Origin of the sequence: Shinella zoogloeoides, from assembly GCF_030733845.1 — a bacterium.
Lineage (GTDB): Bacteria > Pseudomonadota > Alphaproteobacteria > Rhizobiales > Rhizobiaceae > Shinella > Shinella zoogloeoides_C.
This window is the reverse complement of sequence record NZ_CP132311.1, coordinates 1,342,529-1,368,625: the sequence shown is the minus strand read 5'-3', so window position 1 is coordinate 1,368,625 and position 26,097 is coordinate 1,342,529. Positions and strand designations below refer to the sequence as shown.

General features: G+C 62.4%; 39 protein-coding genes. 6 read left to right on the top strand and 33 right to left on the bottom strand.

Features of this window, described 5'->3' with window-relative positions; genetic code table 11:
- Nucleotides 1–148: 148 nt before the first annotated feature.
- The 3 genes from Q9316_RS07790 to Q9316_RS07780 are packed head-to-tail and all read left to right on the top strand — an operon-like array spanning nt 149 to nt 2,031.
- Nucleotides 149–1,144 (top strand): endonuclease/exonuclease/phosphatase family protein, encoded by a 996-nt coding sequence (locus tag Q9316_RS07790; RefSeq protein WP_306034622.1) that lies wholly within the window; start codon nt 149–151, stop codon nt 1,142–1,144.
- A gap of 56 nt (nt 1,145–1,200) precedes the next feature.
- Nucleotides 1,201–1,371, top strand: coding sequence for a hypothetical protein (locus tag Q9316_RS07785; protein ID WP_306034621.1), 171 nt, complete (start codon nt 1,201–1,203; stop codon nt 1,369–1,371).
- Between the two features lie 24 nt (nt 1,372–1,395).
- Nucleotides 1,396–2,031, top strand: a complete 636-nt coding sequence (locus Q9316_RS07780) for an alpha/beta hydrolase family protein (protein WP_306034620.1) — start codon at nt 1,396–1,398, stop codon at nt 2,029–2,031.
- Between the two features lie 229 nt (nt 2,032–2,260).
- Here Q9316_RS07780 and Q9316_RS07775 read toward each other — a convergent pair whose 3' ends face one another.
- A complete protein-coding gene (locus Q9316_RS07775) occupies nt 2,261–3,202 on the bottom strand; it encodes an alpha/beta fold hydrolase (protein WP_306034619.1) in 942 nt (313 codons plus the stop codon).
- A 264-nt stretch (nt 3,203–3,466) separates the two neighbouring features.
- On the opposite strand from Q9316_RS07775, the gene Q9316_RS07770 reads away from it, so the two are divergent.
- Nucleotides 3,467–3,781 carry a DUF1883 domain-containing protein gene (locus tag Q9316_RS07770; protein ID WP_306034618.1) on the top strand — a complete coding sequence of 105 codons (315 nt, stop codon included), beginning with the start codon at nt 3,467–3,469 and terminating at the stop codon, nt 3,779–3,781.
- Nucleotides 3,782–3,822: 41 nt separating this feature from the next.
- Here Q9316_RS07770 and Q9316_RS07765 read toward each other — a convergent pair whose 3' ends face one another.
- A complete protein-coding gene (locus Q9316_RS07765) occupies nt 3,823–5,130 on the bottom strand; it encodes a replication-associated recombination protein A (protein WP_306034617.1) in 1,308 nt (435 codons plus the stop codon).
- Nucleotides 5,127–6,530 carry a DegQ family serine endoprotease gene (locus Q9316_RS07760; protein ID WP_306034616.1) on the bottom strand — a complete coding sequence of 468 codons (1,404 nt, stop codon included), beginning with the start codon at nt 6,528–6,530 and terminating at the stop codon, nt 5,127–5,129. Before Q9316_RS07760 ends, Q9316_RS07765 begins: the two co-directional genes overlap by 4 nt.
- Nucleotides 6,531–6,731: 201 nt before the next feature.
- On the opposite strand from Q9316_RS07760, the gene msrP reads away from it, so the two are divergent.
- Nucleotides 6,732–7,673 carry a protein-methionine-sulfoxide reductase catalytic subunit MsrP gene (gene msrP / locus Q9316_RS07755; protein ID WP_306034615.1) on the top strand — a complete coding sequence of 314 codons (942 nt, stop codon included), beginning with the start codon at nt 6,732–6,734 and terminating at the stop codon, nt 7,671–7,673.
- On the top strand, nt 7,673–8,329 hold the full coding sequence (msrQ, locus tag Q9316_RS07750; protein ID WP_306034614.1) for a protein-methionine-sulfoxide reductase heme-binding subunit MsrQ: 657 nt from the start codon (nt 7,673–7,675) through the stop codon (nt 8,327–8,329). Before msrP ends, msrQ begins: the two co-directional genes overlap by 1 nt.
- A 3-nt stretch (nt 8,330–8,332) precedes the next feature.
- Here msrQ and Q9316_RS07745 read toward each other — a convergent pair whose 3' ends face one another.
- From Q9316_RS07745 to tuf, 30 genes are all read right to left on the bottom strand, one after another.
- Nucleotides 8,333–8,692, bottom strand: a complete 360-nt coding sequence (locus Q9316_RS07745) for a GGDEF domain-containing protein (protein WP_306035242.1) — start codon at nt 8,690–8,692, stop codon at nt 8,333–8,335.
- A gap of 48 nt (nt 8,693–8,740) precedes the next feature.
- Complete coding sequence (locus Q9316_RS07740; RefSeq protein WP_306034613.1) at nt 8,741–9,505, bottom strand: hypothetical protein; 765 nt, start codon at nt 9,503–9,505, stop codon at nt 8,741–8,743.
- A 157-nt stretch (nt 9,506–9,662) separates the two neighbouring features.
- Complete coding sequence (gene rplQ, locus Q9316_RS07735) at nt 9,663–10,085, bottom strand: 50S ribosomal protein L17 (protein WP_306034612.1); 423 nt, start codon at nt 10,083–10,085, stop codon at nt 9,663–9,665.
- A 46-nt stretch (nt 10,086–10,131) separates the two neighbouring features.
- Entirely contained in the window at nt 10,132–11,142 is a 1,011-nt protein-coding gene (locus Q9316_RS07730; protein ID WP_306034611.1) for a DNA-directed RNA polymerase subunit alpha, read from the bottom strand.
- Nucleotides 11,143–11,245: 103 nt separating this feature from the next.
- Nucleotides 11,246–11,635: a 30S ribosomal protein S11 gene (gene rpsK / locus Q9316_RS07725; protein ID WP_023513823.1), complete on the bottom strand. Its 390-nt coding sequence runs from the start codon at nt 11,633–11,635 to the stop codon at nt 11,246–11,248.
- A gap of 243 nt (nt 11,636–11,878) precedes the next feature.
- Nucleotides 11,879–12,247 carry a 30S ribosomal protein S13 gene (gene rpsM, locus Q9316_RS07720; protein ID WP_058329561.1) on the bottom strand — a complete coding sequence of 123 codons (369 nt, stop codon included), beginning with the start codon at nt 12,245–12,247 and terminating at the stop codon, nt 11,879–11,881.
- Nucleotides 12,248–12,476: 229 nt separating this feature from the next.
- Entirely contained in the window at nt 12,477–13,061 is a 585-nt protein-coding gene (locus Q9316_RS07715; RefSeq protein WP_306034609.1) for an adenylate kinase, read from the bottom strand.
- Nucleotides 13,058–14,398: a preprotein translocase subunit SecY gene (gene secY, locus Q9316_RS07710; RefSeq protein WP_306034608.1), complete on the bottom strand. Its 1,341-nt coding sequence runs from the start codon at nt 14,396–14,398 to the stop codon at nt 13,058–13,060. Before secY ends, Q9316_RS07715 begins: the two co-directional genes overlap by 4 nt.
- 414 nt (nt 14,399–14,812) lie before the next feature.
- Nucleotides 14,813–15,292, bottom strand: coding sequence for a 50S ribosomal protein L15 (gene rplO / locus Q9316_RS07705; protein WP_306034607.1), 480 nt, complete (start codon nt 15,290–15,292; stop codon nt 14,813–14,815).
- Between the two features lie 13 nt (nt 15,293–15,305).
- The gene (gene rpmD, locus Q9316_RS07700; RefSeq protein WP_119258419.1) at nt 15,306–15,509 is read right to left on the bottom strand and encodes a 50S ribosomal protein L30; all 204 of its coding nucleotides are present in this window, start codon (nt 15,507–15,509) and stop codon (nt 15,306–15,308) included.
- Between the two features lie 13 nt (nt 15,510–15,522).
- A complete protein-coding gene (rpsE, locus tag Q9316_RS07695; protein ID WP_119258420.1) occupies nt 15,523–16,089 on the bottom strand; it encodes a 30S ribosomal protein S5 in 567 nt (188 codons plus the stop codon).
- 125 nt (nt 16,090–16,214) lie between these two features.
- Nucleotides 16,215–16,577: a 50S ribosomal protein L18 gene (gene rplR, locus Q9316_RS07690; RefSeq protein ID WP_306034606.1), complete on the bottom strand. Its 363-nt coding sequence runs from the start codon at nt 16,575–16,577 to the stop codon at nt 16,215–16,217.
- A gap of 12 nt (nt 16,578–16,589) precedes the next feature.
- Entirely contained in the window at nt 16,590–17,123 is a 534-nt protein-coding gene (gene rplF / locus Q9316_RS07685; RefSeq protein ID WP_306034605.1) for a 50S ribosomal protein L6, read from the bottom strand.
- A gap of 42 nt (nt 17,124–17,165) precedes the next feature.
- On the bottom strand, nt 17,166–17,564 hold the full coding sequence (rpsH, locus tag Q9316_RS07680) for a 30S ribosomal protein S8 (RefSeq protein WP_256116153.1): 399 nt from the start codon (nt 17,562–17,564) through the stop codon (nt 17,166–17,168).
- A 12-nt stretch (nt 17,565–17,576) separates the two neighbouring features.
- The gene (rpsN, locus tag Q9316_RS07675) at nt 17,577–17,882 is read right to left on the bottom strand and encodes a 30S ribosomal protein S14 (RefSeq protein WP_306034604.1); all 306 of its coding nucleotides are present in this window, start codon (nt 17,880–17,882) and stop codon (nt 17,577–17,579) included.
- 33 nt (nt 17,883–17,915) lie between these two features.
- The gene (gene rplE, locus Q9316_RS07670) at nt 17,916–18,473 is read right to left on the bottom strand and encodes a 50S ribosomal protein L5 (RefSeq protein ID WP_306034603.1); all 558 of its coding nucleotides are present in this window, start codon (nt 18,471–18,473) and stop codon (nt 17,916–17,918) included.
- Nucleotides 18,466–18,777: a 50S ribosomal protein L24 gene (gene rplX / locus Q9316_RS07665; RefSeq protein ID WP_024270443.1), complete on the bottom strand. Its 312-nt coding sequence runs from the start codon at nt 18,775–18,777 to the stop codon at nt 18,466–18,468. Before rplX ends, rplE begins: the two co-directional genes overlap by 8 nt.
- Before the next feature lie 12 nt (nt 18,778–18,789).
- Nucleotides 18,790–19,158: a 50S ribosomal protein L14 gene (gene rplN / locus Q9316_RS07660; RefSeq protein WP_018328276.1), complete on the bottom strand. Its 369-nt coding sequence runs from the start codon at nt 19,156–19,158 to the stop codon at nt 18,790–18,792.
- 250 nt (nt 19,159–19,408) lie between these two features.
- Complete coding sequence (gene rpsQ, locus Q9316_RS07655) at nt 19,409–19,645, bottom strand: 30S ribosomal protein S17 (RefSeq protein ID WP_306034602.1); 237 nt, start codon at nt 19,643–19,645, stop codon at nt 19,409–19,411.
- A 13-nt stretch (nt 19,646–19,658) separates the two neighbouring features.
- Nucleotides 19,659–19,859: a 50S ribosomal protein L29 gene (rpmC, locus tag Q9316_RS07650; protein ID WP_069059028.1), complete on the bottom strand. Its 201-nt coding sequence runs from the start codon at nt 19,857–19,859 to the stop codon at nt 19,659–19,661.
- 12 nt (nt 19,860–19,871) lie between these two features.
- Nucleotides 19,872–20,285: a 50S ribosomal protein L16 gene (gene rplP, locus Q9316_RS07645; RefSeq protein ID WP_117372290.1), complete on the bottom strand. Its 414-nt coding sequence runs from the start codon at nt 20,283–20,285 to the stop codon at nt 19,872–19,874.
- 38 nt (nt 20,286–20,323) lie between these two features.
- On the bottom strand, nt 20,324–21,055 hold the full coding sequence (gene rpsC, locus Q9316_RS07640) for a 30S ribosomal protein S3 (protein WP_117372289.1): 732 nt from the start codon (nt 21,053–21,055) through the stop codon (nt 20,324–20,326).
- Complete coding sequence (gene rplV / locus Q9316_RS07635) at nt 21,055–21,444, bottom strand: 50S ribosomal protein L22 (RefSeq protein ID WP_023514179.1); 390 nt, start codon at nt 21,442–21,444, stop codon at nt 21,055–21,057. Before rplV ends, rpsC begins: the two co-directional genes overlap by 1 nt.
- 2 nt (nt 21,445–21,446) lie before the next feature.
- Nucleotides 21,447–21,725 carry a 30S ribosomal protein S19 gene (gene rpsS, locus Q9316_RS07630; protein WP_023517272.1) on the bottom strand — a complete coding sequence of 93 codons (279 nt, stop codon included), beginning with the start codon at nt 21,723–21,725 and terminating at the stop codon, nt 21,447–21,449.
- Between the two features lie 16 nt (nt 21,726–21,741).
- A complete protein-coding gene (gene rplB / locus Q9316_RS07625) occupies nt 21,742–22,578 on the bottom strand; it encodes a 50S ribosomal protein L2 (protein WP_306034600.1) in 837 nt (278 codons plus the stop codon).
- Between the two features lie 31 nt (nt 22,579–22,609).
- The gene (locus tag Q9316_RS07620) at nt 22,610–22,903 is read right to left on the bottom strand and encodes a 50S ribosomal protein L23 (RefSeq protein WP_117372286.1); all 294 of its coding nucleotides are present in this window, start codon (nt 22,901–22,903) and stop codon (nt 22,610–22,612) included.
- Nucleotides 22,900–23,520: a 50S ribosomal protein L4 gene (rplD, locus tag Q9316_RS07615; RefSeq protein WP_306034599.1), complete on the bottom strand. Its 621-nt coding sequence runs from the start codon at nt 23,518–23,520 to the stop codon at nt 22,900–22,902. Before rplD ends, Q9316_RS07620 begins: the two co-directional genes overlap by 4 nt.
- A 12-nt stretch (nt 23,521–23,532) precedes the next feature.
- Nucleotides 23,533–24,216: a 50S ribosomal protein L3 gene (gene rplC, locus Q9316_RS07610; protein WP_306034598.1), complete on the bottom strand. Its 684-nt coding sequence runs from the start codon at nt 24,214–24,216 to the stop codon at nt 23,533–23,535.
- Between the two features lie 158 nt (nt 24,217–24,374).
- Nucleotides 24,375–24,683, bottom strand: a complete 309-nt coding sequence (gene rpsJ / locus Q9316_RS07605; RefSeq protein ID WP_003507767.1) for a 30S ribosomal protein S10 — start codon at nt 24,681–24,683, stop codon at nt 24,375–24,377.
- Between the two features lie 189 nt (nt 24,684–24,872).
- Nucleotides 24,873–26,048 carry an elongation factor Tu gene (tuf, locus tag Q9316_RS07600; protein ID WP_306034597.1) on the bottom strand — a complete coding sequence of 392 codons (1,176 nt, stop codon included), beginning with the start codon at nt 26,046–26,048 and terminating at the stop codon, nt 24,873–24,875.
- Nucleotides 26,049–26,097 lie beyond the last annotated feature (49 nt).

Below are 26,097 nucleotides of genomic sequence, written 5' to 3'. Positions count from 1 at the left end.
AATCCCGGGCTTTTTTCTTGCAACGGATACGCCCCGCAACCCCTCTCCATCACGACCTCATTGCAGCACCGCCATCCGCGCGGTACATGCAAACCTCCCGTTACGGGAATCGACCTGCCCGAATCCCGTGATGCAGAAGGAACAGTCGATGCCGATAGCACCGCGCCGGGGACCGGTCGCCCTCGCCTACCGCGTCCTCGTCCTGCCGGGCGTCATCGCCTATCTCTTCACCGTCAGCGTGGTCGTGCTGGCCGCCGACCGGTTCTGGCTCGTCGACCTCCTCACCTTCGCCTGGCCCTATGTGGTGACGGGCGGCGTCCTCCTCACGGTCGCTGCCCTGGTGACGCGGCGCATCAAGGCGATCGTCATCGCCTTTCTCGGCCTTGCCGTGGCGATCATTCCGGCCACGGACGTATCGACTGCGCGCAGCGCGGGCGCCGGCGCCGGCGGCCTGAAGGTGCTGACCGCCAATCTCTTCGTCGAGAATGCGGAGGACCCGGCGGTCTTCATCGACCTCCTGCGGCGGGAAAAGCCCGATATCGTCGTGCTGCAGGAAACCACGGAGGCGTGGGACAAGGCCATTTCCACGTCCGGGCTCTATCCATACGAGAGCAGTGCCGACAGCCGCGAGCGCGACGACCTGAAGGTCTTCTCCAACCTTCCCATCCGCGCCGAGACGGAGCTGAAGCGCGCCTTCACCGAGGAGCATGCCTACAAGCAGCCGCTCCGGCTGGAGCTCGCGCTCAACGGCAAGCCGCTCTTCCTCTACGCCCTGCACCCGGAAACGCCGCGCCGGCTCTGGCAATGGCGCGATCGCAACGCCTATCTCTCCGCCACCGCCGATGCGGTGAAGGGCGATCTCGAAAAGGCGCCGGTCATCGTCGCCGGCGACTGGAACACGCCCACCTGGTCGCCCTTCTTCCGCAGCTTCCTCGCGCAGGCCGGCCTTGCCTCCACTGCCGGCGGCTGGCTGCAACCGGTCACACGCTTTTCCATGAAGCTCGACGCCCTCGCCTATATCGGCGCCTCGATCGACCATATCGTCGTCTCGCCGGATATTTTTCTGCGCGCGCGGAGTGTCGGTCCGGCGTTCGGGTCGAACCATCTGCCTGTCATCGCCGAACTCACCCTGCCCGAAAACTGAGCTCTCGCCCTTGGCGAAAAACACCCTATCTTAGGGATAGATCGAGGGAGAAAACGATGCCGACAGAAAAGAACAGCCCGAAGGAATCGCTCGAGAAGGAACGCGCTCGCCAGAAGGAGAAGAACTCCAAGGACGAGCAGGACGACTACCTGGAAGAAGCGCTGGAAGAGACCTTTCCCGCCAGCGATCCGATCGCGCCCGGCGACGTGAAGGACCATGCCAAGTGAAACGAGCGGTGTGAAACGGGCACGATGAGCATTCCCTTTCTCTTCACCGGGCCGGACGATGCACCCGCCACGCTGCTTCTTGCCCATGGCAGCGGCGCGCCGATGGATTCGCCGTCGATGAACGCCGCCGCTGCCGCGCTTGCCGCCGAAGGCCTGCGCGTCGCCCGGTTCGAGTTCTCCTACATGGCGGCGCGGCGCACCGAGGGCAGCCGCCGTCCGCCGCCGAAGGCCGAGACACTGAACCCGGAATTTCGCGCCGCCGTCGCCGCGCTGGAAGCGAAGGGGCCGCTCGTCATCGGCGGAAAATCGATGGGCGGGCGTGTCGCCAGCATGGTGGCGGACGCGCTCCACGCGGAAGGCCTTGTCGCCGGCCTGCTCTGCCTCGGCTATCCTTTCCACCCGCCGGAAAAGCCGGCGCAGCTGCGCACCGCGCACCTGATGACGCTGACCGTACCGGCGCTGATCTGCCAGGGCACGCGCGATCCCTTCGGCACGAGAGAAGAAGTGGCGGGTTACGGCCTGCCCGAGCGTATCCGCCTGCTCTGGCTGGAGGACGGCGACCACGACCTCAAGCCGCGCAAGAGCATTTCCGGCTTCTCCGCCGCCGATCACCTCGTCACCATGGCGAAAACGGTGAAAGCGTGGACCGAAACCCTCTGAGCCTGTTCCCCGCGGAACAGCAAGCCAATCCCTCCCATGCGACAGTCCGGTTACTGGATGGAACGAACCACCGGTAACCCGATACCCGGATGCGTCCGCGTCTGCCGCTGGGCGGAGCCCCCGATTGTGGGTCGATCGTTGCGCGGCTCCTGCCGGCAGACGGCCTCACGGACGCAATGAAGCCCGGATGCGCTCTGCGTATCCGGGCTTCATGTCTTCCTCGTGAAGATCAGTTTTCGTCCACCTGCCCGGCCCAGCTTTGCGCGCCGGTCTCGCCGTTGAGGAACGGCAGGGCGGTGCTGACGAGCGCCGGCGCGGCAAAGGTCTCGTAGTGGGTCAGGCCCGGCAGGATGGCAAGACGGTTCTTCGACATGTGCTCGCGCATCCAGCCGGCATCCTTCAGGCCGCCGCCGAGCTTCTGGTAAAACTCGACGATGTGCTCCGGGCGGATCATGTCGCTGTCGCCGAAGATCAGCATGACGGGCATGGAGAGTTTTGCCACGGCATCCGACGCATCGTATTCCACGCGCATGGCCGCACCCATCGCATCGAGCAGCTTCGGAAATGCGGAGGCGTCGGGCGCGACGGCGACATAGGACTTGTACATCGGCGTCTCCTTCATCATCTCGGCCATGGCGCTGGAGACCGCCTCCTGCTGGGGGATCATTTCAGGGAAGAAGCCGTTTCTCGCGAAAGGTGCCGAAGCGATGACGAGGCGGCGCACCTTGTCCGGCGCCTGCGCGCCCATCTGCAGCGCGACACCACCGCCGAAGGAATAGCCGAGCACATCCACCTTGTCGTAGCCGAGCTTCGTGACGAGTTCGGCCATATCAGCGCCGATGGCGGGAATTTCGATCGGGCGGTTGCCGAGCGGCGTGCGGCCATGCCCCTGGAGATCGACGCCGATCACCTGGCGGCTTTCCTGCAAGGTCTTGAGGTTCTCGCCGAACATCTCGATCTGGCCGAGGCCGCCGTGCAGCAGCAGCAGCGGCTCGCCCTTACCGCGGATCTCGTAGTAGTAGTTGATGCCGTTGACTTCGACATGGCCCGCCTTGTCCGGCTTGCCGGCCACGCCCTGCAACGGATTCTCCTTGATTTCCTCGGCCGCCGCCGCCGGCGCGAAGGCGGCAAGGGCGGCGGTCAGAAGGGTGATGATGGTCATCTTCGGCATGTCGTTCTCCTCAAGCTCCAACCGGCGACCCGCCGGCTTCATGCACCAAGGACGCCGGCGAAACACCGGCGCCGACAGGAGATAGAAATTTTTCTCGAAAAGCGTGCGAAAATGATTCAGGTCGTTGCTGGATCGAATCCGCTTTCCGGCGCAATCCGTTGAAAGAGCTGGATTATCTCAAGATCGAAGTGGAAGTGGGGAGGAAGGGAACATTAACCCGCGCATGCGAACATTAGCGCAAAACCAGATACAACCGGGCAGACGATGGCACACAGCTTCTCCTATTCGCATTACGACCTCGGCATGCAGCGCGGCGGCACGGTGATCGAGATCACGCTCTCGGCCATCGCCAATGTGCGGCTGATGAGCCATGCCAATTTCGACCTCTTCAAGAACACCCGCCAGCACAAGTTCCTCGGCGGCGTGGCCAAGCAATCGCCCATCCGGCTGAAAATCCCGGAGAGCGGCCACTGGCATGTGGTGGTCGATATGGAGGGGCATCCGGGCAAGGCGGAGTCGTCCATCAAGGTCGTGCCCCAGGCGCCGCAAAAGCCGGCGCCGCGTTTCAGCGCCGCTTAAAATATCATCACGCTGAAGCGATGCCGTTTCGGCTGGAAAGACTAGCCCCGTTCCTTGCGCAGCTTCGCCCACCATTCGAGCCGCTTGCGCAACTCGCGTTCGAAACCGCGTTCCGGCGGGTCGTAGAAGGTTCTGCGGCCCATCTTCTCCGGAAAATAGTCCTGGCCGGAAAAGGCGTCAGGCTCGTCGTGGTCGTAGCGATACCCCTCGCCGTAGCCCTCGCCCTTCATCAGCTTGGTCGGCGCATTGAGGATGTGCTTGGGCGGCAGCAGCGAGCCGTTCTCCTTGGCCGCGCGCATGGCCGATTTGTAGGCGGTGTAGACGGCGTTGGATTTCGGCGCGGTGGCGATGTAGACGCAGGCCTGCGCCAGCGCAAGCTCCCCCTCCGGCGAGCCCAGGAAGTCGTAGGCGTCCTTGGCCGCATTGCAGACGACCAGCGCCTGGGGGTCGGCAAGGCCGATATCCTCAACCGCCATGCGCACCATGCGCCGGCAGAGGAACAACGGATCCTCCCCGGCATCCAGCATGCGGGTAAGGTAATAGAGCGCCGCGTCTGGATCGGAGCCGCGCACGGCCTTGTGCAGGGCGGAGATGAGATTGTAGTGGCCATCCTGCGACTTGTCGTAGACCGGCGCCCGGCGCTGCACGATGCGGAAGAGATCGTCCTGACCGAAGGTCTCACCTGAACGCGCCGCGCGCCAGACCTCCTCGGCAAGCGTCAGCACCGCCCGCCCGTCGCCGTCGGCCATGCGCAGCAGCGAGGCGCGTGCCTCCTCGTCGAGCGGCAGAGGCTTTTCCTCGACCGCCTCGGCGCGCTTCAGAAGTTCCTCAAGGCTCTCTTCGTCATGCGGCTTGAAGGTCAGCACGCGGGCGCGGGAGAGAAGAGCGGCATTGAGCTCGAAGGACGGGTTTTCCGTCGTGGCGCCGACGAGCACGATGGTGCCGTCCTCCATGACGGGCAGGAAGCTGTCCTGCTGGGCGCGGTTGAAGCGGTGGATCTCGTCGACGAAGAGCAGCGTCTGGCGGCCGTCCATGCGGCGCATGCGGGCGGCCTCGAAGACCTTCTTGAGATCGGCGACGCCGGAGAAGATCGCGGAAATCTGCTCGAAGGCGAGCCCGGTCTCGCCCGAGAGCAGGCGCGCGACCGTCGTCTTGCCGGTGCCGGGCGGGCCCCAGAAAATCATCGAGCCGAGCGAGCCCGCCGCAATCATGCGCGAGAGAATGCCGTCGGGGCCGGTCAGCTGCTCCTGGCCGGACACTTCGCCCAGCGTGCGGGGGCGCAGGCGATCGGCCAAGGGCCGCTTTGCCGCCATATCCTCCGGTTCACGCGGGGCGAAAAGGTCGCTCATCGGAAGAACTGGCGGATGCGCTGGCCGTCGCGCTCGATCTCGACGCGCCAGATGGACGGGTCCTCGCCGACGAGCGAGGCGAGCGTTTCGGTGGTGTCGACCGCCGTGCCGTTCAGCTCGATGACGATATCACGCGGCTTGAGGCCGATGCGGGCGGCGGGCGATCCACGATTGACTTCTGTGACCACCACGCCGGTCGTCGTCTTGCTGGTCGGCATGCGCAGTTCCTCGGCGACACGCGGCGAAAGGTTCGCGACCACCGCGCCGGAGAAGGGATTGCGCCCTTCGATCAGCCGTTCGTCGCGCGGCGTCGTTTCGGGCGCGCGGTCGAGTGAGAGGGTCAGCTCCTGTTCCTTGCCGTCGGCGATGACGGTGATGCGCGCCGTGCCGCCGATGCCGACGGTGGTGAGGCGGTAGCCGAGCGCATCGGGATGCTCGACCTGGATGCCGTTGACGGCGGTGACCACCTGGCCGGGCTTCATGCCGGCCTTTTCCGCCGGGCTGCCGGCCTGGACCTGCGAGATGAGCGCGCCACGGGCACGGTCGAGGCCGAGCGCTTCGGCGACTTCCGAGGTCACGGCGTCGAAGGTCGCGCCGACGAAGGGGCGGTCGAACGTGGCGCTACCGTTCTCGGCGCTCGCGACGAAGGTCTTCACGAGGTTGGCGGGAATGGCGAAGCCGACGCCGTTCGAGCCGCCCCCGCGCGAGAAGATGGCGGTGTTGATGCCGATCAGCTCGCCGTTCATGTTGATGAGGCCGCCGCCGGAATTGCCAGGGTTGATCGAGGCGTCCGTCTGGATGAAGAAGCCGAAATCGCCAGCACGCACCTGGTTGCGTGCAAGCGCCGAGACGATGCCGCTCGTCACCGTCTGGCCGACGCCGAACGGGTTGCCGATGGCCAGCACGAGATCGCCGACCTGCACGGCGTCGCTGTCGCCGAGCGGCAGTGCCGTGAACTCGGCATCGCCCTTGATCTTCAGCACGGCCAGATCGACGCGCTCGTCCTTCAGCACGACGGTGCTCTCGTATTCGCGACCGTCCGCCAGCGCGATCTTGATGTCGCTCGCACCCTCGATGACGTGGTTGTTCGTCACCACGATACCGTTGGTGCCGACGATCACGCCCGAGCCGAGCGAGGACTGTTTTTCGCTGCGGTTCGGCATGCGCTGGCCGAAGAATTCCTCGAAGAAGGGATCGCCGTCGAAGATCGAGCGGCGCTCCACGACGCGCTCGGCATAGACGTTGACGACGGCGTTCTCGACCTGCTTGACGAGCGGCGCGAAGGAGAGCTGCATCTCCGTGCGCGACTGGGGCACGGTGCGCTCCTTGGCCGCGGCGGGCATCGAAAGGGCAAGGGCTGCGACAACAGGGGCGGCAAGCAGGATGCGGATTTTCAGCATGGACGAGTCTCCTTCGTTTCCGCGCCACGTTCAGATAGGATTTCGCGGGAAAAAAGGCAAACCGCGCGGCGTTCCCACTCGCGAAAGGTCACACCGAAAGCACGAAAAAGTGGTCGCTGGAAATCTTTGCCCGCCGTTGAAACAACACGGCCGTCGTTTACGTAGGTATCAGGCAAGCAACCGAACAGATCGAGCCCCGCCATGTCATTTTACCGCCCGCCCCGTATCGCCGCCTCGGAAATCACGCCCGAACATTGTTTTTTCAATCGCCGTTCGTTTCTGGCCGCTGCCGCCGGTGGCGCGCTCGCGGCGGCGGGAACACCGGCTCTTGCCGAAGCGCTGAAGGCGTCGAAAAGCCAGTATACGGTCGACGAGGCGCTGACGCCGGAAAAGGACGTGACCAGCTATAACAACTTCTATGAGTTCGGCATGGGCAAGGGCGACCCGCTGGCCAATTCGGAAAAATTCAAGCCGACGCCCTGGACGGTGAAGGTGGACGGCCTCGTCGGCAAGCCGAAGGAGTTCGGGCTCGAGGAGCTTCTCGCCATGCCGCTCGAGGAGCGGACCTATCGCATGCGCTGCGTCGAGGCGTGGTCGATGGTAATCCCCTGGAGCGGCTTTCCCCTCGCCGCCCTTCTCGACAAGGTGGAGCCGCTGGGCGACGCGAAATATGTCGCCTTCGAGACGGTCGTCCGGCCGGAGGAAATGCCGGGACAGTCGGGCTATTTCCAGCCGCTGCCCTGGCCCTATGTCGAGGGCCTGCGGCTGGACGAAGCCCGTCATCCGCTGGCGATCCTTGCCGTCGGCGTCTACGGCAAGACGCTGCCGAACCAGAACGGCGCGCCGCTGCGTCTCGTCGTGCCGTGGAAATATGGCTTCAAGGGCATCAAGTCGATCGTGAGGATCACGCTCACCGACAAGCAACCACCCGCCACCTGGAACCTTTCGGCACCCAGCGAATACGGCTTCTACGCCAACGTCAATCCAGAGGTGGATCACCCGCGCTGGAGCCAGGCGAGCGAGAACCGCATCGGCGAAGGCGGCTTCTTCGGCGCGAACCGCCGCCCGACCCTGCCCTTCAACGGCTATGGCGAAGAGGTGGCCGGCCTCTATGCCGGCATGGATCTCAGGGCGAACTACTGATGGTCGGCCTGCCCGCCCTGCCCCGCAAATACCATGCGGCATCGATCTGGCTGCTTTATGCCGCCGGTCTCCTGCCAGCCGCCTACGGGTTCTGGCTGGGCGCGACCGGAAGGCTTCCCGGCAATCCGGTGAAGGAATTCGAACACCTGCTCGGCCTGTGGGCGCTACGCTTCCTCATCGCGACGTTGGCGATCACGCCGATCCGCGACCTCTTCGGCATCAACTGGATCCGCTACCGCCGCGCCCTCGGGCTCCTCGCTTTCTGGTACGTGCTGATGCATTTTTCGACCTACATGGTGCTCGACCAGTACCTCAACCTTTCCGCCATCATCGTCGATATCGCGAAAAGGCCTTTCATCACGATCGGCATGGGCGCTTTGGTGATGCTGATCCCGCTCGCCCTCACCTCAAACAACTGGTCGATCCGCAGGCTCGGGCCGCGCTGGGTGAAGCTGCACAAGCTGGTCTACGTCATCGCCGCCGCCGGTGCGCTGCATTTCGCCATGTCGGTGAAGGTCGTCGGGCTGGAGCCCTGGACCTATATCGCGCTCGTGGCGCTGCTTCTCGGCTATCGCCTGATCCGGCCGATGATCCGCGGGAAGAAACGCGCACGGCCGGAGGGGACACGTCTTCAGGGCGAAGCCCGCTCCGTGTAGCCGCTAGACCACGAACAGCTTCGGGCCCGCTTGCAGCGGCACATCGGCGGGATTGCTGACGACGCGGTTGCGACCGCTGCTCTTGGCGAGATAGAGCAGGCGATCGGCGCGACTGATCGCATCATGGATCGTATGGTCGCTGGCGGACGTGATTGCCACACCGAAGCTCGCCGTTATCGAGCGATCGATGCCGATATGCCCGAGGTCCCGTTCCGACAAGGCGATGCGTACGGTGTTTGCCAACGTGTGGGCATCCTGCAGGCGGCAGTTCGGCAGATGGGCGATGAATTCCTCACCGCCGAACCGGGCGACGGCCAGTCCCGGCCAGGCAAGCGTGTTCAGCAGGGTCGCGACCTCTCGGATCGCCTCGTCGCCAGCGGCATGGCCATAGTGATCGTTGATCGACTTGAACTAGTCGATATCCGCGACGACGATCGCGGCCTCCGTCTTCGCGACACCTCTCCCCGCGCCGACAAGCTGCTCGAAACCGCGACGGTTCAGAAGACCGGTGAGCGGATCCTCCTCCGCTGCCTTCCTGTGCCGCTCGACGATCCGCAGCGCGACGGAGGCGAGCGCCGTCAAGGCCATGACCAGCGCACCGATCGTCGCCGTAACCTGCATGACATAGGCGTAGGACGAGCCGATGAACTCCCCCATGGCGAGCGTACCGGCCATGACGAAGAAAACGATCGTCCGCACGGTCGTTTCCAGAATGACGAACATCACCGCGCCGAAAAGCGCCCGGTCGATCCAGCTGTTCGAGCGCCGCCAGGAAGAGAGCAATGCAAGCACCAGGAGGGTGCTGCAGGCGATGTCGTTGATAAAAAGCTCGAAGCGCAGGCTCTGGCCGACAAGCACCGCTAGACTGGCGCCCGCATAGGCGGTCGCGACGACGGCAAGACGGACGTTCACCAGCCGCGGCGCGGCGAAATGGGTGACGAGCGCGTGGCTGTAAAAGAAAAAGGCGCAGAGGAACGCGGCATCCGCCGCCAACGCCACTGCGGGAACAGGCACCACGACTCCGAGAAGCGGCACGAGAAAGCCGAACGCGGCGCTAAGATAGCCCGTTCCCCAGAACAATGCGGCGCGGTTGCCGAAACGCCCGACGACGAGAAACGCCACGCCGAACAGGGTGAGCACCACCGGCAGCAGAAATGCGAAATTCTCGCCCATCATTCAAACTCGATTAAACCCCGCCGGAACTTTAGAGCGGAGGGTTGAAAACAATGCCTAGGGACATGGTTTCCAAAATCTTGCTTTAAGACCTACGCAAACAAAAAAGCCGGACGCGTGAGCGTCCGGCTTCATGGCGTTCGGATGAACGCTTGTCGGATCAGGCGGCTTCAGCTTCCGCTTCGGCAGCAACGCGAGCCTTGTCGGCGGCGCCCTTGGCGTCGACATCGCGTTCGACGAACTCGATGACGGCGAGCGGGGCGTTGTCGCCGTGACGGTAGCCGGCCTTCATGATGCGCAGGTAGCCGCCGTTACGGTTGGCATAGCGGGTTGCGATCGCATCGAAGAGCTTCGAAACGACGGCAACGTCGCGGATCTGCGAGATCGCCTGACGGCGAGCGTGCAGGTCGCCGCGCTTGCCGAGGGTGACGAGCTTCTCGACGATCGGACGGATTTCCTTCGCCTTCGGAAGGGTCGTTACGATCTGCTCATGCAGGATGAGCGAAGCAGCCATGTTGGCGAACATCGCCTTGCGGTGGCTGGCGGTACGGTTGAGTTTGCGACCCGAATTCTGGTGGCGCATCTCGGTTCTCCTTCACATGCAGGCAGTTGCCTGCCGTTTGATGGTGTTAATATTGGTCTTCGTAGCGCTTGGCGAGATCTTCGATGTTCTCGGGCGGCCATGCCGGCACTTCCATGCCGAGGTGCAGGCCCATGGAAGCGAGAACTTCCTTGATCTCGTTGAGCGACTTGCGACCAAAATTCGGAGTGCGAAGCATTTCGGCTTCGGTCTTCTGAATGAGATCGCCGATATAGACGATGTTGTCGTTCTTCAGGCAGTTCGCCGAACGGACCGAAAGCTCCAGTTCGTCGACCTTCTTGAGAAGCGCCGGGTTGAAGGCGAGCTCGGTGACCGACTCTTCTTCGGCTTCCTTCTGCGGTTCGTCGAAGTTGACGAAGACCGAGAGCTGGTCCTGAAGAATGCGGGCCGCGAACGCGATCGCGTCTTCGCCGGTGACGGAACCGTCGGTTTCGATGGTCATCGTCAGCTTGTCGTAGTCGAGAACCTGGCCTTCACGGGTGTTTTCCACCTTGTAGGACACTTTCTTGACCGGCGAATAAAGGCTGTCGACCGGGATGAGGCCGATCGGCGCGTCTTCGGAGCGGTTGCGGTCGGCCGGGACGTAGCCCTTGCCGTTGTTGACCGTGAACTCCATGCGGATCTCCGCGCCCTCGTCGAGGGTGCAGATGACATGCTCGGGGTTCAGGATCTCGATGTCGCCGACCGTCTGGATGTCACCAGCCGTTACGACGCCCGGGCCCTGCTTGCGCACGACCATCCGCTTGGAATCGTCGCCATCCATCTTGATGGCGATTTCCTTGATGTTGAGCACGATGTCCGTCACATCTTCCCGGACGCCCGGGATGGAGGAGAACTCGTGCAGGACGCCGTCGATCTGCACGGCGGTCACAGCCGCACCGCGCAGCGACGACAGGAGAACGCGACGCAGCGCGTTGCCGAGCGTCAGGCCGAAGCCACGCTCCAGCGGCTCGGCAACAAGGCTTGCCTTGGTGCGGCCGGAGGAGGTGAATTCCACCTTGTTCGGCTTGATCAGTTCCTGCCAGTTTTTCTGGATCATATGTTTTGCCTTCCGTTCGCCGCCACCATCCAATCGTGACGACCGAGCCCTGAAGTTCCACGCAAGCCGTCAGCCGGCTTGCGCAGCAGTTCGAATGCGATGCTCAGACGCGGCGCTTCTTGCGCGGGCGGCAACCGTTGTGCGGGATCGGGGTCACGTCGCGGATCGACGTGATCATGAAGCCGGCAGCCTGGAGGGCGCGCAGAGCCGATTCACGGCCGGAACCCGGACCGCAGACTTCGACTTCCAGCGACTTCATGCCGTGTTCCTGGGCCTTCTTGGCGCAGTCTTCGGCAGCGATCTGGGCAGCGAACGGGGTCGACTTGCGCGAACCCTTGAAGCCCTTCGCACCGGCGGACGACCAGGCAATCGCGTTGCCCTGTGCGTCGGTGATGGTGATCATCGTGTTGTTGAACGAAGAATTGACGTGAGCAACACCCGAGGTGATGTTCTTGCGTTCGCGACGGCGGACGCGTGCGGCTTCCTTGGCCATGGGTAGTCCTTTCGTTGATCTCGACACCGCCGTAATACCAGCGGCTCCACCGGGCCGGAGCAAGCTCCCGCCCTGAATAGCAATATGCACGCATGCCCACAGGCGATGCGTGCGGCGATATCGTCACTGCCGTAGTGCCAGCAGCTCCACCGACCGGGGCAAAAGCGCGATGCTCAAGCCCCGCTCGAAACTCAAAAGAGGCCGGCGCGAAGCGCCAGCCTCCCCTTCCCCGTTTCCGGGAAATTACTTCTTCTTGCCTGCGATGGCCTTCGCCGGGCCCTTGCGGGTGCGGGCGTTGGTGTGCGTGCGCTGACCGCGGACCGGAAGGCCACGACGGTGACGCAGACCACGGTAGCAGCCGAGGTCCATGAGACGCTTGATGTTCATCGAGGTCTCGCGACGCAGGTCGCCTTCGACCTGGTAGTCGCGGTCGATGGCTTCGCGGATCTGCAGGACTTCTGCGTCCGTGAGCTGATGCACGCGGCGATCGGCCGGGATACCGACCTTCTCGATGATTTCCTGTGCAAACTTCGGGCCGATCCCGTGAATATAGGTCAGCGCGATGACTACGCGCTTCGCGGTCGGGATGTTGACGCCAGCGATACGTGCCACGCCTGTTCTCCTTGCTTCCAGTTGCCATCCGGCAAGTGGTCTTCTTCATTCGGTACGGCCACGAAAGCCGCGTTGCTTATTCGATGTTCGGGACATGTCGAAACCGACCGCACCCGGACTTCGTTCTTGGAAATCCGCGCCGATCGCAATGGTATGTCGCGAGTTGGCGCTGTCTTAAGGGGAATCGGCCGAAAAAGTCAACTCCCCGGCCGGCCTTTTTAACCTGATATCAGGCGTTCTCGAGGATTCCGGCGATCTGCGCGGTCACCTTGTCGACATCGGCCATGCCGTCGACCGTCTGAAGCTTGCCGGTCGAAGCGTAGTAGTTCGACAGCGGCGCGGTCTTCTCGCGATATTCCGTCAGGCGGCGCTTGAAGGCTTCCGGATTGTCGTCGGAGCGAACCGTGCCGCCGGCGGCGACCGTTTCAGCCACGCGATTCTCCATGCGCTTGACCAGCGCATCCTCATCGACCTTGAGCTCGACGACGGCATCGAGCTGGAGGCCCTTGCCGGCGAGGATCCCGTCGAGGGCTTCCGCCTGAGGAACCGTGCGCGGGTAACCGTCGAGGATGAAGCCCCGGGCACAGTCCGCCTGCTCGATTCGGTCGGAAACGATCTCGTTGACGATCGCGTCGGAGACGAGCTGGCCGGCATCCATGACGGCCTTCGCCCGCTTGCCGACATCCGTGCCCGCGGCGACGGCCGCGCGCAGCATGTCACCCGTGGAGAGCTGCGGAATACCGTGCTTCTCCGTCAGGAGCTTGGCTTGAGTCCCCTTGCCAGCACCCGGCGGTCCCAGAAAAATCAGTCTCATCGTCCCCTCTTTCCTCCACGCAGCTTCGACTTCTTGATCAGCCCCTCATACTGCTGAGCAATCAGGTGACCCTGTATCTGTGCTACAGTATCCAAGGTCACGCTGACAACAATCAAAAGCGACGTACCACCAAGGTAGAACGGCACCCCGGTCTGCGCGATGAGGATTTCGGGAAGAATACAGACGAACATCAGATAGACCGCGCCGATGACCGTGATGCGGGTCAGCACGTAGTCGATATATTCCGCGGTGCGTTCGCCCGGACGAATGCCCGGAATGAAGCCGCCGTGCTTCTTCAGGTTGTCGGCCGTGTCCTTCGGATTGAAGACGATGGCCGTGTAGAAGAAGGCGAAGAACGCGATCATGCCGGCATAGAGCAGCATGTAGAGCGGCTGGCCATGGCCGAGGGCCGCGATGGCGGCGGTCGCCCAGGAGGGCAGCTCGGCCGTGTTCGAGAAGCCTGCGAGGGTTGCCGGCAGCAGCAGAAGCGACGACGCGAAGATCGCCGGGATGACGCCCGCAGTGTTGAGCTTCAGCGGCAGGTGCGACGTGTCGCCCTGGAACATGCGGTTGCCGACCTGGCGCTTCGGATACTGGATCAGCAGGCGGCGCTGCGCGCGCTCGACGAAGACGATGAGCGCGATGACGCCGACGGCCATCACGACGACGGCGATGATCACGCCGATCGAAAGCGCGCCGGTGCGGCCGAGTTCGAGAGTGCCGGCGAGCGCGGACGGCAGCGCGGCGACGATGCCGGCGAAGATGATCAGCGAGATGCCGTTGCCGATGCCGCGCGAGGTGATCTGCTCACCGAGCCACATCAGGAACATGGTGCCGCCGAGCAGCGAAATCACGGTGGAAATGCGGAAGAACCAGCCCGGATCGTTGACCAGCCCTGCCCCGCTCTCGAGGCCGACCGCAATGCCGTAGGCCTGCAGCGCGCCGAGCAGCACCGTGCCGTAGCGGGTGTACTGGTTGATGATCTTGCGGCCCTGCTCGCCTTCCTTCTTCAGCTGTTCCAGCGAAGGAACGACCGAGGTCATGAGCTGCACAATGATCGATGCGGAGATGTACGGCATGATGCCGAGCGCGAAGATCGCCATGCGTTCGACGGCGCCGCCGGAGAACATGTTGAAGAGGCCGAGGATGCCGCCCGACTGGCCGCGGAAGGCCTGCGCGAAGGCGTCGGGATTGAGGCCCGGCAACGGGATGTAGGTGCCGAGGCGATAGACGAGCAGCGCGCCCAGCGTGAACCAGAGACGCTTCTTCAGATCTTCCGCTTTCGCGAAAGTCGAGAAGTTGAGATTAGAGGCGAGTTGTTCCGCTGCCGAAGCCATGCATTTCTCCGCGAAGCCGATCCGGCGGCGGGGAGCCCGGCCAGGTCCGGAATGGCTGATCCGTTTGGCATTTGCGCCCGGCCCTCCTCGGACCGATGGCAGATGCTGAAATTCGTCGTGCCCGCCTGCCGTTGCAGCAATCGGGCGGATGGAGCCTAAACCGGTTGAAACGCGGATTGTCAAGCAATCCCGGCCTCACCGCACTACATAATTCCTTAGATCGGGATCGGTCTAAGGAATTATGTAGCAGATTCAAAATTCTACAGCGGCCTTTGCTCGTCATGGGCGGCGAGTGGCGCGGTAGTCCTTCTTCCGGATAACGACGAGGAAAAGGTTCCCTGATGTCGTCGTGAGGCTCACATATGGGAGCAAAATCGCCCGGTGTGAAGCACACCGGGCGATAATTTCGTCGAATTATTCGGCGGCTTCCGCTGCTGCCGAGAGCAGCTTGACCGAACCGCCAGCCTTCTCGACCTTTTCGAGAGCAGGCTTGGAGGCGCCGGCGACTTCGAACGCCACCTTGGCCTTCAGTTCGCCGTCAGCCAGGAGGCGGACGCCGTCCTTGACGCGACGGATGACGCCGGCGGCCTTGAGGGCTGCCGCATCAACAGTCGCCTTGCCGTCGAGCTTGCCGGCATCGATTGCCTGCTGGACGCGGCCCAGCGACACGATGACGAAGTCGGACGAGAAGATGTTGTTGAAGCCGCGCTTCGGCAGGCGACGGTAGATGGGCATCTGACCGCCTTCGAAGCCGTTGATGGCAACGCCCGAACGGGCCTTCTGACCCTTGACGCCGCGACCACCGGTCTTGCCCTTGCCCGAACCGATACCGCGACCTACGCGCTTGCGGTCCTTCGAGGAGCCTTCGTTGTCCTTGATTTCATTAAGCTTCATGATCTCCACTCCCTCACTTCTCGTCGACGACGCGAACGAGGTGCTGGACGGCACGGATCATGCCGCGGACAGACGGGGTGTCTTCCAGCGTGCGAACCCGGTGCATCTTGTTGAGGCCCAGGCCGACAAGCGTAGCGCGCTGTACGGCCGGACGGCGGATGGGGCTGCCGATCTGCTCGACAGTCACCGTCTTCTTGGCGGTTTCTTTCTTAGCCATGGATCAGTGCTCCTTATTCTTCAGCGGCAACGCCAGCCGACTGACGACGAGCCTGCAGCGTGGCGTACTTCATGCCGCGCTGAGCTGCGATGTCCTTCGGGTGCATCTGGCTCTTGAGAGCGTCGAACGTCGCACGGATCATGTTGTACGGGTTCGAGGAACCGGTCGACTTGGCGACGACGTCATGAACGCCGAGCGTTTCGAAGACGGCGCGCATCGGACCGCCTGCGATGATACCGGTACCGGCCTTGGCCGAACGAAGCAGAACCTTGCCGGCGCCGTGACGGCCGTGCACGTCGTGGTGCAGCGTGCGGCCCGAGCGCAGCGGTACGAAGATGAGGTCACGCTTGGCGGCTTCGGTGGCCTTCCGGATCGCTTCCGGAACTTCACGAGCCTTGCCGTGGCCGAAGCCGACGCGGCCCTTCTGGTCGCCGACGACGACGAGAGCTGCAAAGCCGAAACGACGGCCGCCCTTGACGACCTTCGCGACGCGGTTGATCGCGACGAGCTTGTCGACAAACTCGCTGTCGCGCTCTTCGCGGTTCTGGCGGTCATCGCGACCGCGCTTTTCCTGTGCCATTGTCCTTTTCCTTTTTCTTTTCCGGGTGCAATCGGCAGATTGACGAAAGTCGCCCCCATTTCGCGAATGGAAGCGACCAGTACCCTATGAACTGGTCGGCGGGCGCTTTGCGCGCCCGGCCGGGATCAGAAGGTCAGACCACCTTCACGAGCAGCTTCGGCAAGAGCCTTGATGCGGCCGTGATAGATGAAGGCGCCACGGTCGAAAACGACCTCCTTGACGCCAGCCTTGACAGCGCGCTCTGCAATGAGCTTGCCGACGGCAGCGGCTGCTGCCGTGTCGGCGCCCGTCTTCAGCGACGAGCGCAGATCGGTGTCGAGCGTGGAGGCGGACGCAAGCGTCGTGCCGGCCACGTCGTCGATGACCTGTACGTAGATGTTCTTCGACGAGCGATGAACCGACAGGCGCGGACGGCCGTTGGCGACCGCCTTGATGGAACGGCGCACGCGGTTGGCGCGGCGCTGGAGAGCTTCTTTCCTGCTAGCCATTTCGCGTGATCCTTACTTCTTCTTGCCTTCTTTGCGGACAATCCGCTCTTCGGCATACTTGACGCCCTTGCCCTTGTAGGGCTCGGGGCCACGGTATTCGCGGATTTCCGCTGCGACCTGGCCGACCTGCTGCTTGTTGATGCCGGAAACGATGATTTCCGTCGGCTTCGGAACAGCGATGGTGATGCCTTCCGGCGTCTGGTAGACCACATCGTGGCTGAAGCCGAGTGCGAGCTGCAGGTTCTTGCCCTGGAGCGACGCGCGGTAGCCGACGCCGTTGATTTCGAGCTTGCGCTCGTAGCCGTCCTTGACGCCCTTGAAGATGTTCTCGACCATCGTGCGGGACATGCCCCACTTGGAACGAGCGTCCTTCGACGCGTTGACCGGCTGAACGACAACGGCGTTGTCTTCGAGCTTTACCGAAACTTCGTCATTGGCGACGAAGAACAGTTCGCCCTTCGGGCCCTTCGCGGTGACCTTCTGACCATCGACGGTCGCGGTGACACCAGCGGGAACCTGAACGGGCTTCTTACCGATACGAGACATTGTTTTATCCTGTCTGTTCGTTATGGAGATCCTTGCCCAGTCTTAGAAGACCGAGCAAAGAATCTCGCCACCAACGTTCTGTTCGCGTGCCTGGTGATCGGCCATCACGCCCTTCGGGGTCGAAAGGATGGTGATGCCGAGGCCGTTCGCGACCTGCGGGATGGACTTGACCGAGACATAGACCCGGCGGCCCGGCTTGGAGACGCGGTCGATCTTGCGGATCACGGACGCGCCTTCATAGTACTTGAGTTCGATGTTCAGCTCGGCCTTGCCGTTGCCGAATTCGACTTCCGAATATCCGCGGATGTAGCCTTCGGACTGAAGGACGTCCAGGACGCGTGCACGAAGCTTGGAAGCCGGCGTGGAAACGCTCGACTTGCGGCGTGCGGCGCCGTTGCGGATACGGGTGAGCATATCGCCCAGAGGATCAGTCATTGACATGTGCCCGTCTCCTTACCAGCTCGACTTGACGATGCCCGGCACCTTGCCGAGATTGCCCAGTTCACGAAGCGCAATACGCGACATCTTGAGTTTGCGATAAAATGCGCGCGGACGGCCCGTGACTTCGCAACGGTTGCGAATGCGGGTCTTGGAGCCATTGCGCGGCATTTCGGCAAGCTTCAGGGTTGCCTTGAAGCGCTCTTCGATCGGAAGAGACTGGTTCTGGATGATCGCCTTGAGGGCGGCACGCTTGGCAGCCTGGCTGGCGACCAGCTTGCGGCGGCGGTTATTCTTCTCGACTGCGCTGGTTTTAGCCATAACAGTTATCCTTCTTTACGCTTGTCGTTACGGTCAGGCGCGGAACGGGAAGCTGAACTCTTTCAGAAGAGCCCGGGCTTCGTCGTCCGTCGTTGCCGTCGTGCAAACGATGATGTCCATGCCCCACATCTGATCAACCTTGTCGTAGTTGATCTCAGGGAACACAATGTGCTCCTTGATACCCATGGCGAAGTTGCCACGGCCATCGAAGGACTTCGGGTTCAGACCACGGAAGTCGCGTACGCGGGGCAGCGCGATGTTCACGAGGCGATCCAGAAATTCGAACATGCGGGCGCCGCGAAGGGTGACCTTTGCGCCGATCGGCATGCCTTCGCGCAGCTTGAAGCCGGCGATGGAGTTGCGTGCACGCGTGATGACCGGCTTCTGGCCGGCGATCGCTGCGAGGTCGGCGGCAGCCACGGTGGGCTTCTTGGAGTCGCCGGTCGATTCGCCAACACCCATGTTGATGACGATCTTCTCGAGGCGCGGGATCTGCATCTCGTTGGCGTAGGAGAACTGCTCCTTCAGTGCCGCGCGGATGCGCTCGACATATTCCTTCTTGAGCCGCGGCTCATACTTGGTGTCAGCCATCGATCGACACTCCCGAACGCTTTGCAACACGAACCTTCTTGTCGCCTTCGACCTTGAAACCGACGCGGGTCGGCTTGCCGTCCTTGGGGTCGGCGATCGCGATGTTCGACAGATGGATCGAAGCTTCCTTGGTGATGATGCCGGCTTCCTGGGTCTGGGTCTGGCGCTGGTGACGCTTCACCAGGTTGATACCCTTGACGACCGCACGGTCTTCCTTCGGCATGACCTGAACAACTTCACCGGTACGGCCCTTGTCCTTGCCGGTGAGTACGACGACCTTGTCGCCCTTACGAATCTTTTGCATAGCCATCGCTCCTTAGAGTACTTCCGGAGCCAGCGAGATGATCTTCATGTGGTTCTTTGCACGAAGTTCGCGCGGAACCGGTCCGAAGATACGGGTGCCGATGGGCTCTTTCTTGTTGTCGATCAGGACGGCTGCGTTGTTGTCAAAACGAATGACGCTGCCATCGGGGCGGCGGATGTCCTTGGCGGTACGAACGACGACCGCCTTCATCACGTCACCCTTCTTCACGCGGCCGCGCGGGATCGCTTCCTTGATCGAGACGACGATGATATCGCCGACCGAAGCGTACTTGCGCTTGGAGCCGCCCAGCACCTTGATGCACATGACACGACGTGCGCCGGAATTATCCGCGACGTCGAGGTTAGTCTGCATCTGAATCATGTCAGGTCGCCTTCTTGTTTTACCGGACCGGTTGGGCCTCTCTTGATTAAGGAGGGGCCCCCTGTTCCAGCTTATGGAAATTCATGTTTTCGCGCGGGATGGTGTGTTGCCAGGGTGGTTTCCCTTCGGCGAACCGACGGACCTTCCGTGCGCTCAAAGCAAAAGAACGCTCGCGATTCCGAGCGTCCTTGCGCTGCTTCATACAGACTTTCGCGCCAGACGCAAGGGCCAGGCGCGAAAAGCGGTGTTTTTAAGCGTGGGCCGATACGACGGTCCAGCGCTTGTCCTTGGAGATCGGGGCGCATTCCTCGATGGAAACGACGTCGCCGACCTTGTACTGGTTGGTTTCATCATGCGCCTTGTACTTCTTGGACCGGCGAACGGTCTTCTGAAGCAGCGGGTGAGCAAAGCGGCGCTCGACGCGAACGACAACGGTCTTGTCGTTCTTGTCGCTGACTACGGTGCCCTGCAGAATGCGTTTCGGCATATTTTTCTGGTCCTTAGGCCTTGGCTTCTGCCGCCTTCTGGCGGGCAATGGTCTTGACGCGCGCGATATCCTTGCGGACTTCGTTGATGCGCGAGGTCTTTTCGAGCTGGCCGGTCGCCTTCTGGAAGCGCAGGTTGAACTGCTCCTTCTTCAGCTTGGCAAGCTCGTCGTTGAGCTGATCGGCGCTGAGCGCCCGAACGTCTACGGCTTTCATCGCTCTCGTTCCTTACTCTGCAATGCGCTGTACGAAGCGCGTCTTGACCGAGAGCTTGGCCGAGCCGAGACGAAGCGCCTCGCGGGCGATCTCCTCGGAAACACCGTCGATCTCGAACATCATACGGCCGGGCTTGACCTTGGCCGCCCAGTATTCGACCGAACCCTTACCCTTACCCATGCGCACTTCCGTGGGCTTGGCGGTGACGGGGACGTCGGGGAACACGCGGATCCACACACGGCCGGCACGCTTCATGTAACGGGTGATCGCGCGGCGGGCCGCTTCGATCTCGCGAGCGTTCACGCGATTCGGTTCCTGAGCCTTCAAGCCGAACTCGCCGAAAGCGAGGTCGGAGCCGCCCTTGGCGACACCCTTGATGCGGCCCTTGAACTGCTTGCGGTACTTGGTACGCTTTGGCTGCAACATTTTTTTACTTCTCCGATATTGGCTGCCAAACGCGACTGTTACGCGTTTTCACGACGACGGTCGCCGCGGTCGCCGCGTTCACGGCTTGCGGGACCCTGGCTGTCACTTTCGCTTGCGCGACGCTCAGAGGCCATCGGGTCGTGCTCAAGGATTTCGCCCTTGAAGATCCAGACCTTGATGCCGCAGATGCCGAATGCGGTTTCGGCTTCAGCCGTACCGTAGTCGATGTCCGCACGCAGCGTGTGAAGCGGAACGCGACCTTCGCGGTACCATTCCGTACGGGCGATTTCCGCGCCGCCGAGACGGCCGGCGCAGGTGATCTTGATGCCTTCGGCGCCAAGACGCATGGCCGACTGAACAGCGCGCTTCATCGCACGGCGGAAGGCCACGCGGCGCTCGAGCTGCTGGGCGATCGACTGGGCGACGAGGGTCGCGTCGACTTCCGGCTTGCGCACTTCAACGATGTTGAGGTGCGTTTCGGAGTTCGTCATCTCGGAAAGCTTCTTGCGGAGCTTCTCGATATCAGCGCCCTTCTTGCCGATGATCAGACCCGGGCGAGCCGAGTGGATCGTAACGCGGCACTTCTTGTGCGGGCGCTCGATGACGACCTTGGCGATACCGGCCTGCTTCAGCTCTTCCATGACGAAAGCGCGGATCTTCAGGTCTTCGTGGAGCAGCTGGCCGTATTCGGCGTTGTCGGCGAACCAACGGCTGTCCCAGGTACGGTTGATGCCGAGGCGGAAACCGATTGGATTAATCTTCTGGCCCATTATGCGGCCTCCCCTTTGGCTTCGACTTCACGGACGACGATCGTCAGATGCGAGAAAGGCTTCTCGATCCGCGATGCGCGGCCGCGGCCACGAGCGGCAAAGCGCTTCATGACAATCGACTTGCCGACATACGCTTCCGCGACGATCAGCGAGTCCACGTCGAGGTCGTGGTTGTTTTCTGCGTTGGCGATCGCGGATTCAAGCGTCTTCTTGACGGTCTCGGCGCTACGCTTGCGCGAGAACTCAAGCTCGGCGAGAGCCCGGTCGACCTTCTTGCCGCGGATGAGCGCAGCAAGCAGGTTGAGCTTCTGGGGGCTGACGCGGATCGTGCGCGCGATGGCCTGCGCCTCGTTATCCTTCAGCCGACGTTCGGCTTTAGCCTTACCCATCGTTACTTCCTCTTCGCCTTCTTGTCCGCGCCGTGACCGTAGTAGGTCCGGGTCGGAGCGAATTCACCAAACTTGTGGCCGACCATGTCTTCGTTGACGGCCACCGGGATGTGCTTCGAGCCATTGTAGACGCCGAAGGTGAGTCCGACGAACTGCGGCAGGATCGTGGAGCGACGGCTCCAGATCTTGATTACTTCGCTGCGACCGCCTTCACGAACCTTCTCAGCCTTCTTGAGAAGATAGCCGTCAACAAACGGGCCTTTCCATACTGAACGAGCCATTTCTGACTAACCTCTCTTACTTCTTCTTCAAGTGGCGCGAGCGCATGATGAACTTGTCCGTGGACTTGTTCGAGCGGGTGCGCTTGCCCTTGGTGGGCTTGCCCCACGGGGACACCGGATGGCGACCACCGGAGGTGCGGCCTTCACCACCGCCGTGCGGGTGGTCGACCGGGTTCATGACGACGCCGCGGTTATGCGGGGTCTTGCCGCGCCAGCGCGTGCGACCAGCCTTGCCGTCGTTGATGTTGCCGTGGTCCGGGTTGGATACGGCGCCGATCGTTGCGAGGCAGGACGAGTGAACCAGGCGCTGTTCGCCCGAGTTCAGGCGAAGGATCGCCATGCCCTGGTCGCGGCCGACGAGCTGAACGAACGTGCCGGCGGAACGGGCGATCTGACCGCCCTTGCCCGGCTTCATCTCGACGTTGTGGACGATCGAACCGACCGGGATGTACTGCAGCGGCATGGTGTTGCCGGGCTTGACGTCAACGGCCTTGTTGGACGCGATGACCTTGTCGCCGGCTGCCAGGCGCTGCGGAGCCAGGATGTAGGCCTGCTCGCCGTCGGCATAGTTCACCAGAGCGATGAACGCCGTACGGTTCGGGTCGTATTCCAGACGCTCGACCGTGCCCTCGACGTCGAACTTGCGACGCTTGAAGTCGACGAGACGGTAGGTACGCTTGTGACCGCCGCCGATGAAGCGGGCAGTGATGCGACCGAGGTTGTTACGGCCGCCGCTCTTGGAGAGACCTTCGGTCAGAGCCTTGACGGGCTTGCCCTTGTAAAGGCCCGACCGGTCGACGATGACCAGCTGGCGCTGGCTCGGAGTGGTCGGATTGAAGTGTTTCAATGCCATTTTCTTGTTTCCTCTTTAGCCGAGTGCTCGATCAGAGCCCGGTGGAGACGTCGATGGACTGACCGTCAGCGAGCGTGACGATAGCCTTCTTGACATCTCCCTGCCGGCCGGCGAAGCCGCGGAAACGCTTTACCTTGCCCTTGCGGACGAGCGTGTTCACAGCCGTGACCTTGACGCCGAAGAGTGCTTCGACCGCAGCCTTGATTTCAGGCTTGGAAGCGCGCTTGGCGACGTTGAAGACGATCTGGTTGTTTTCGGAGACCAGCGTCGACTTTTCGGTGATCGAGGGAGACACGATCACATCATAGTGGCGAAGATCCGTCATTTGAACCGCTCCTCGAGGGCTTCTACAGCAGCCTTGGAGAGCACGAGCTTGCCGCGGCGCAGGATGTCGTAAACGTTGATACCCTGGATCGGTAGAACGTCCACGTTCGGGATGTTCCGGGCTGCGAGCTTGAAGTTGCCGTCAAGTTCCGCGCCGCCGATGATGAGGGCATTGGTGAGGCCGAGCGAAGCGAACACGCCGGCCAGAGCCTTCGTCTTTGCTTCCTTCGCGACGAGGTCGTCGACGATGATGACGTCGTCAGCCTTGATCTTGGCCGAGAGAGCGTGACGCAGGCCGAGCGCGCGAACCTGCTTGGGCAGATCGTGGGCGTGGCTGCGGGAAACCGGGCCGTGAGCCTTGGCACCGCCGCGGAACTGCGGAGCGCGAGCCGAATGGTGACGAGCGCGGCCCGTACCCTTCTGCTTGTACATCTTGGAGCCGGTGCGCGCGACTTCAGCGCGGGTCAGCGACTGGTGCGTGCCCTGCTGCTTCTTGGCGAGCTGCCAGCGGACGACGCGGGCAATGATGTCTTCGCGCGGCTCGAGGCCGAAAATCGCGTCGGAGAGGGAGACCTTGCCGGCGTCCTTCCCCTCGAGGGTCGTGACTTTGAGATCCATGATCAGGCTCCCTTACTTGGCTGCGGCGCGCACGGCGGCCGGACGCGGAGCGTCGGACGGGGTGCCGGACTTGACGGCGTCGCGAACGATGATCCAGGCGCCCTTGGAGCCCGGGACCGCGCCCTTGACGAGGATGAGACCACGCTCTTCGTCGGTCGAGACGACTTCGAGGTTCTGGGTGGTGACGCGCGTCTGGCCCATGTGACCAGCCATGCGCTTGCCCTTCCAGACCTTGCCCGGGTCCTGGTTGTTACCGGTCGAACCGTGCGAGCGGTGCGAAACGGAAACGCCGTGCGTTGCACGAAGGCCGCCGAAGTTGTGGCGCTTCATGGCACCGGCAAAACCCTTACCGATCGTGGTGCCGGTAACGTCGACGAGCTGACCTGCGACAAAGTGGCTGGCGGTCAGTTCCGCGCCGATGTCGATGAGGTTGTCTTCCGAAACGCGGAATTCGACGAGCTTGGCCTTCGGCTCGACGCTTGCTGCGGCGAACTGGCCGCGCAGTGCCTTGACCGTGTTCTTCACCTTGGAAGTGCCGGCGCCGAGCTGGACGGCCGTGTAGCCGTTCTTGTCCTGGGTACGCTGAGCGACGACCTGGACGTTGTCCAGTCGCAGTACTGTCACAGGGATGTGCTCACCTGCGTCATTATAGACGCGAGTCATCCCTACTTTCTGTGCAATCACACCTGAACGCATGGTTCAATCCTCTTAGAAGTCCTGACAGGGTCGTGAAGCCCTGCCATGCCCCTTGGTTTAAGGATTCCACTCGGGCTTAAAGGCCGTCGGGTTTCCCGTTTTCAGAAGACGTCGGCTTACGCCACGTACCTTCCTTGTTATTTCGGCTTACGCCGGACTTAGAGCTTGATCTCTACGTCTACACCGGCCGCCAGGTCGAGCTTCATGAGGGCATCGACGGTCTGCGGGGTCGGATCTACAATGTCGAGCAGGCGCTTGTGCGTGCGCATCTCGAACTGTTCGCGGCTCTTCTTGTCGACGTGGGGCGACCGGTTGACCGTGAACTTTTCAATACGGGTCGGGAGCGGAACGGGGCCGCGGACGCTTGCGCCGGTGCGCTTTGCCGTCGACACGATTTCACGCGTGGAGGCATCAAGGATCCGGTGGTCAAACGCCTTGAGGCGGATGCGGATGTTCTGGCCGTTCATACGACTTTTCCTTAGTTCGTTATCCGCGCGATTCTCTTGGGAATACGCAGTTTTTTGATTCTGGCGGTTCCATAAAGGAACGCGCACGAAAACACAATTGCCGAAAGGCCAGTCCGCTAAATTTTCAAAGACCGGAGGGGCAGGGTTGCACCCTGCCCTTCCTATTTCAGCGGCCTGAGGCCTTAAGTCTTACTCGACGATCGAGGCTACGATGCCGGCGCCGACGGTGCGGCCGCCTTCGCGGATTGCGAAGCGCAGCTTTTCTTCCATCGCGATCGGAACGATCAGCTCGACGGCAACCGTGACGTTGTCGCCCGGCATGACCATTTCCGTGCCTTCCGGCAGCGAAACGATGCCCGTCACGTCCGTCGTGCGGAAGTAGAACTGCGGACGGTAGTTCGTGAAGAACGGCGTATGACGGCCGCCTTCTTCCTTCGTCAGGATGTAGGCTTCGGCCATGAACTTCTTGTGCGGCTTGACCGAACCCGGCTTGCACAGGATCTGGCCACGCTCGACGCCGTCACGGTTCACACCGCGAACCAGCGCACCGATGTTGTCGCCGGCCTGGCCCTGGTCGAGCAGCTTGCGGAACATTTCAACGCCGGTAACCGTCGTCTTCGACGTCGGGCGGATGCCGACGATCTCGACTTCTTCACCGACCTTGACGATGCCACGCTCGACGCGGCCCGTCACGACCGTGCCGCGGCCCGAGATCGAGAACACGTCTTCGATCGGCATCAGGAACGGCTGGTCGATCGGACGCTCGGGCGTCGGGATGTATGCGTCGACAGCGGCCATCAGCTCGCGGATCGCGTCTTCGCCGATCTTCTTGTCCGAATCTTCGAGAGCAGCCAGAGCCGAGCCCTTGATGATCGGAATGTCGTCGCCCGGGAAGTCGTAGGACGACAGAAGTTCGCGCACTTCAAGCTCGACGAGCTCGAGAAGCTCGGCGTCGTCGACCTGGTCGACCTTGTTCAGGAACACCACGATCGCGGGAACGCCGACCTGGCGGGCGAGCAGGATGTGCTCGCGCGTCTGCGGCATCGGGCCGTCGGCGGCAGAGCACACCAGGATCGCGCCGTCCATCTGCGCTGCACCGGTGATCATGTTCTTGACGTAGTCGGCGTGGCCGGGGCAGTCGACGTGCGCGTAGTGACGGTTCGGCGTCTCGTATTCGACGTGGGCCGTCGAAATCGTGATGCCGCGTGCCTTTTCTTCCGGGGCAGCGTCGATCTGGTCGTACGCCTTGAACTCGCCGAAGTACTTCGTGATCGCTGCCGTCAGCGACGTCTTACCATGGTCAACGTGGCCGATCGTGCCGATGTTTACGTGAGGCTTGTTGCGCTCAAACTTGCTCTTTGCCATTTCCGGCTCTCCATTCCTGATCCCGCGAAGGGGAATTCCTACAACTGAT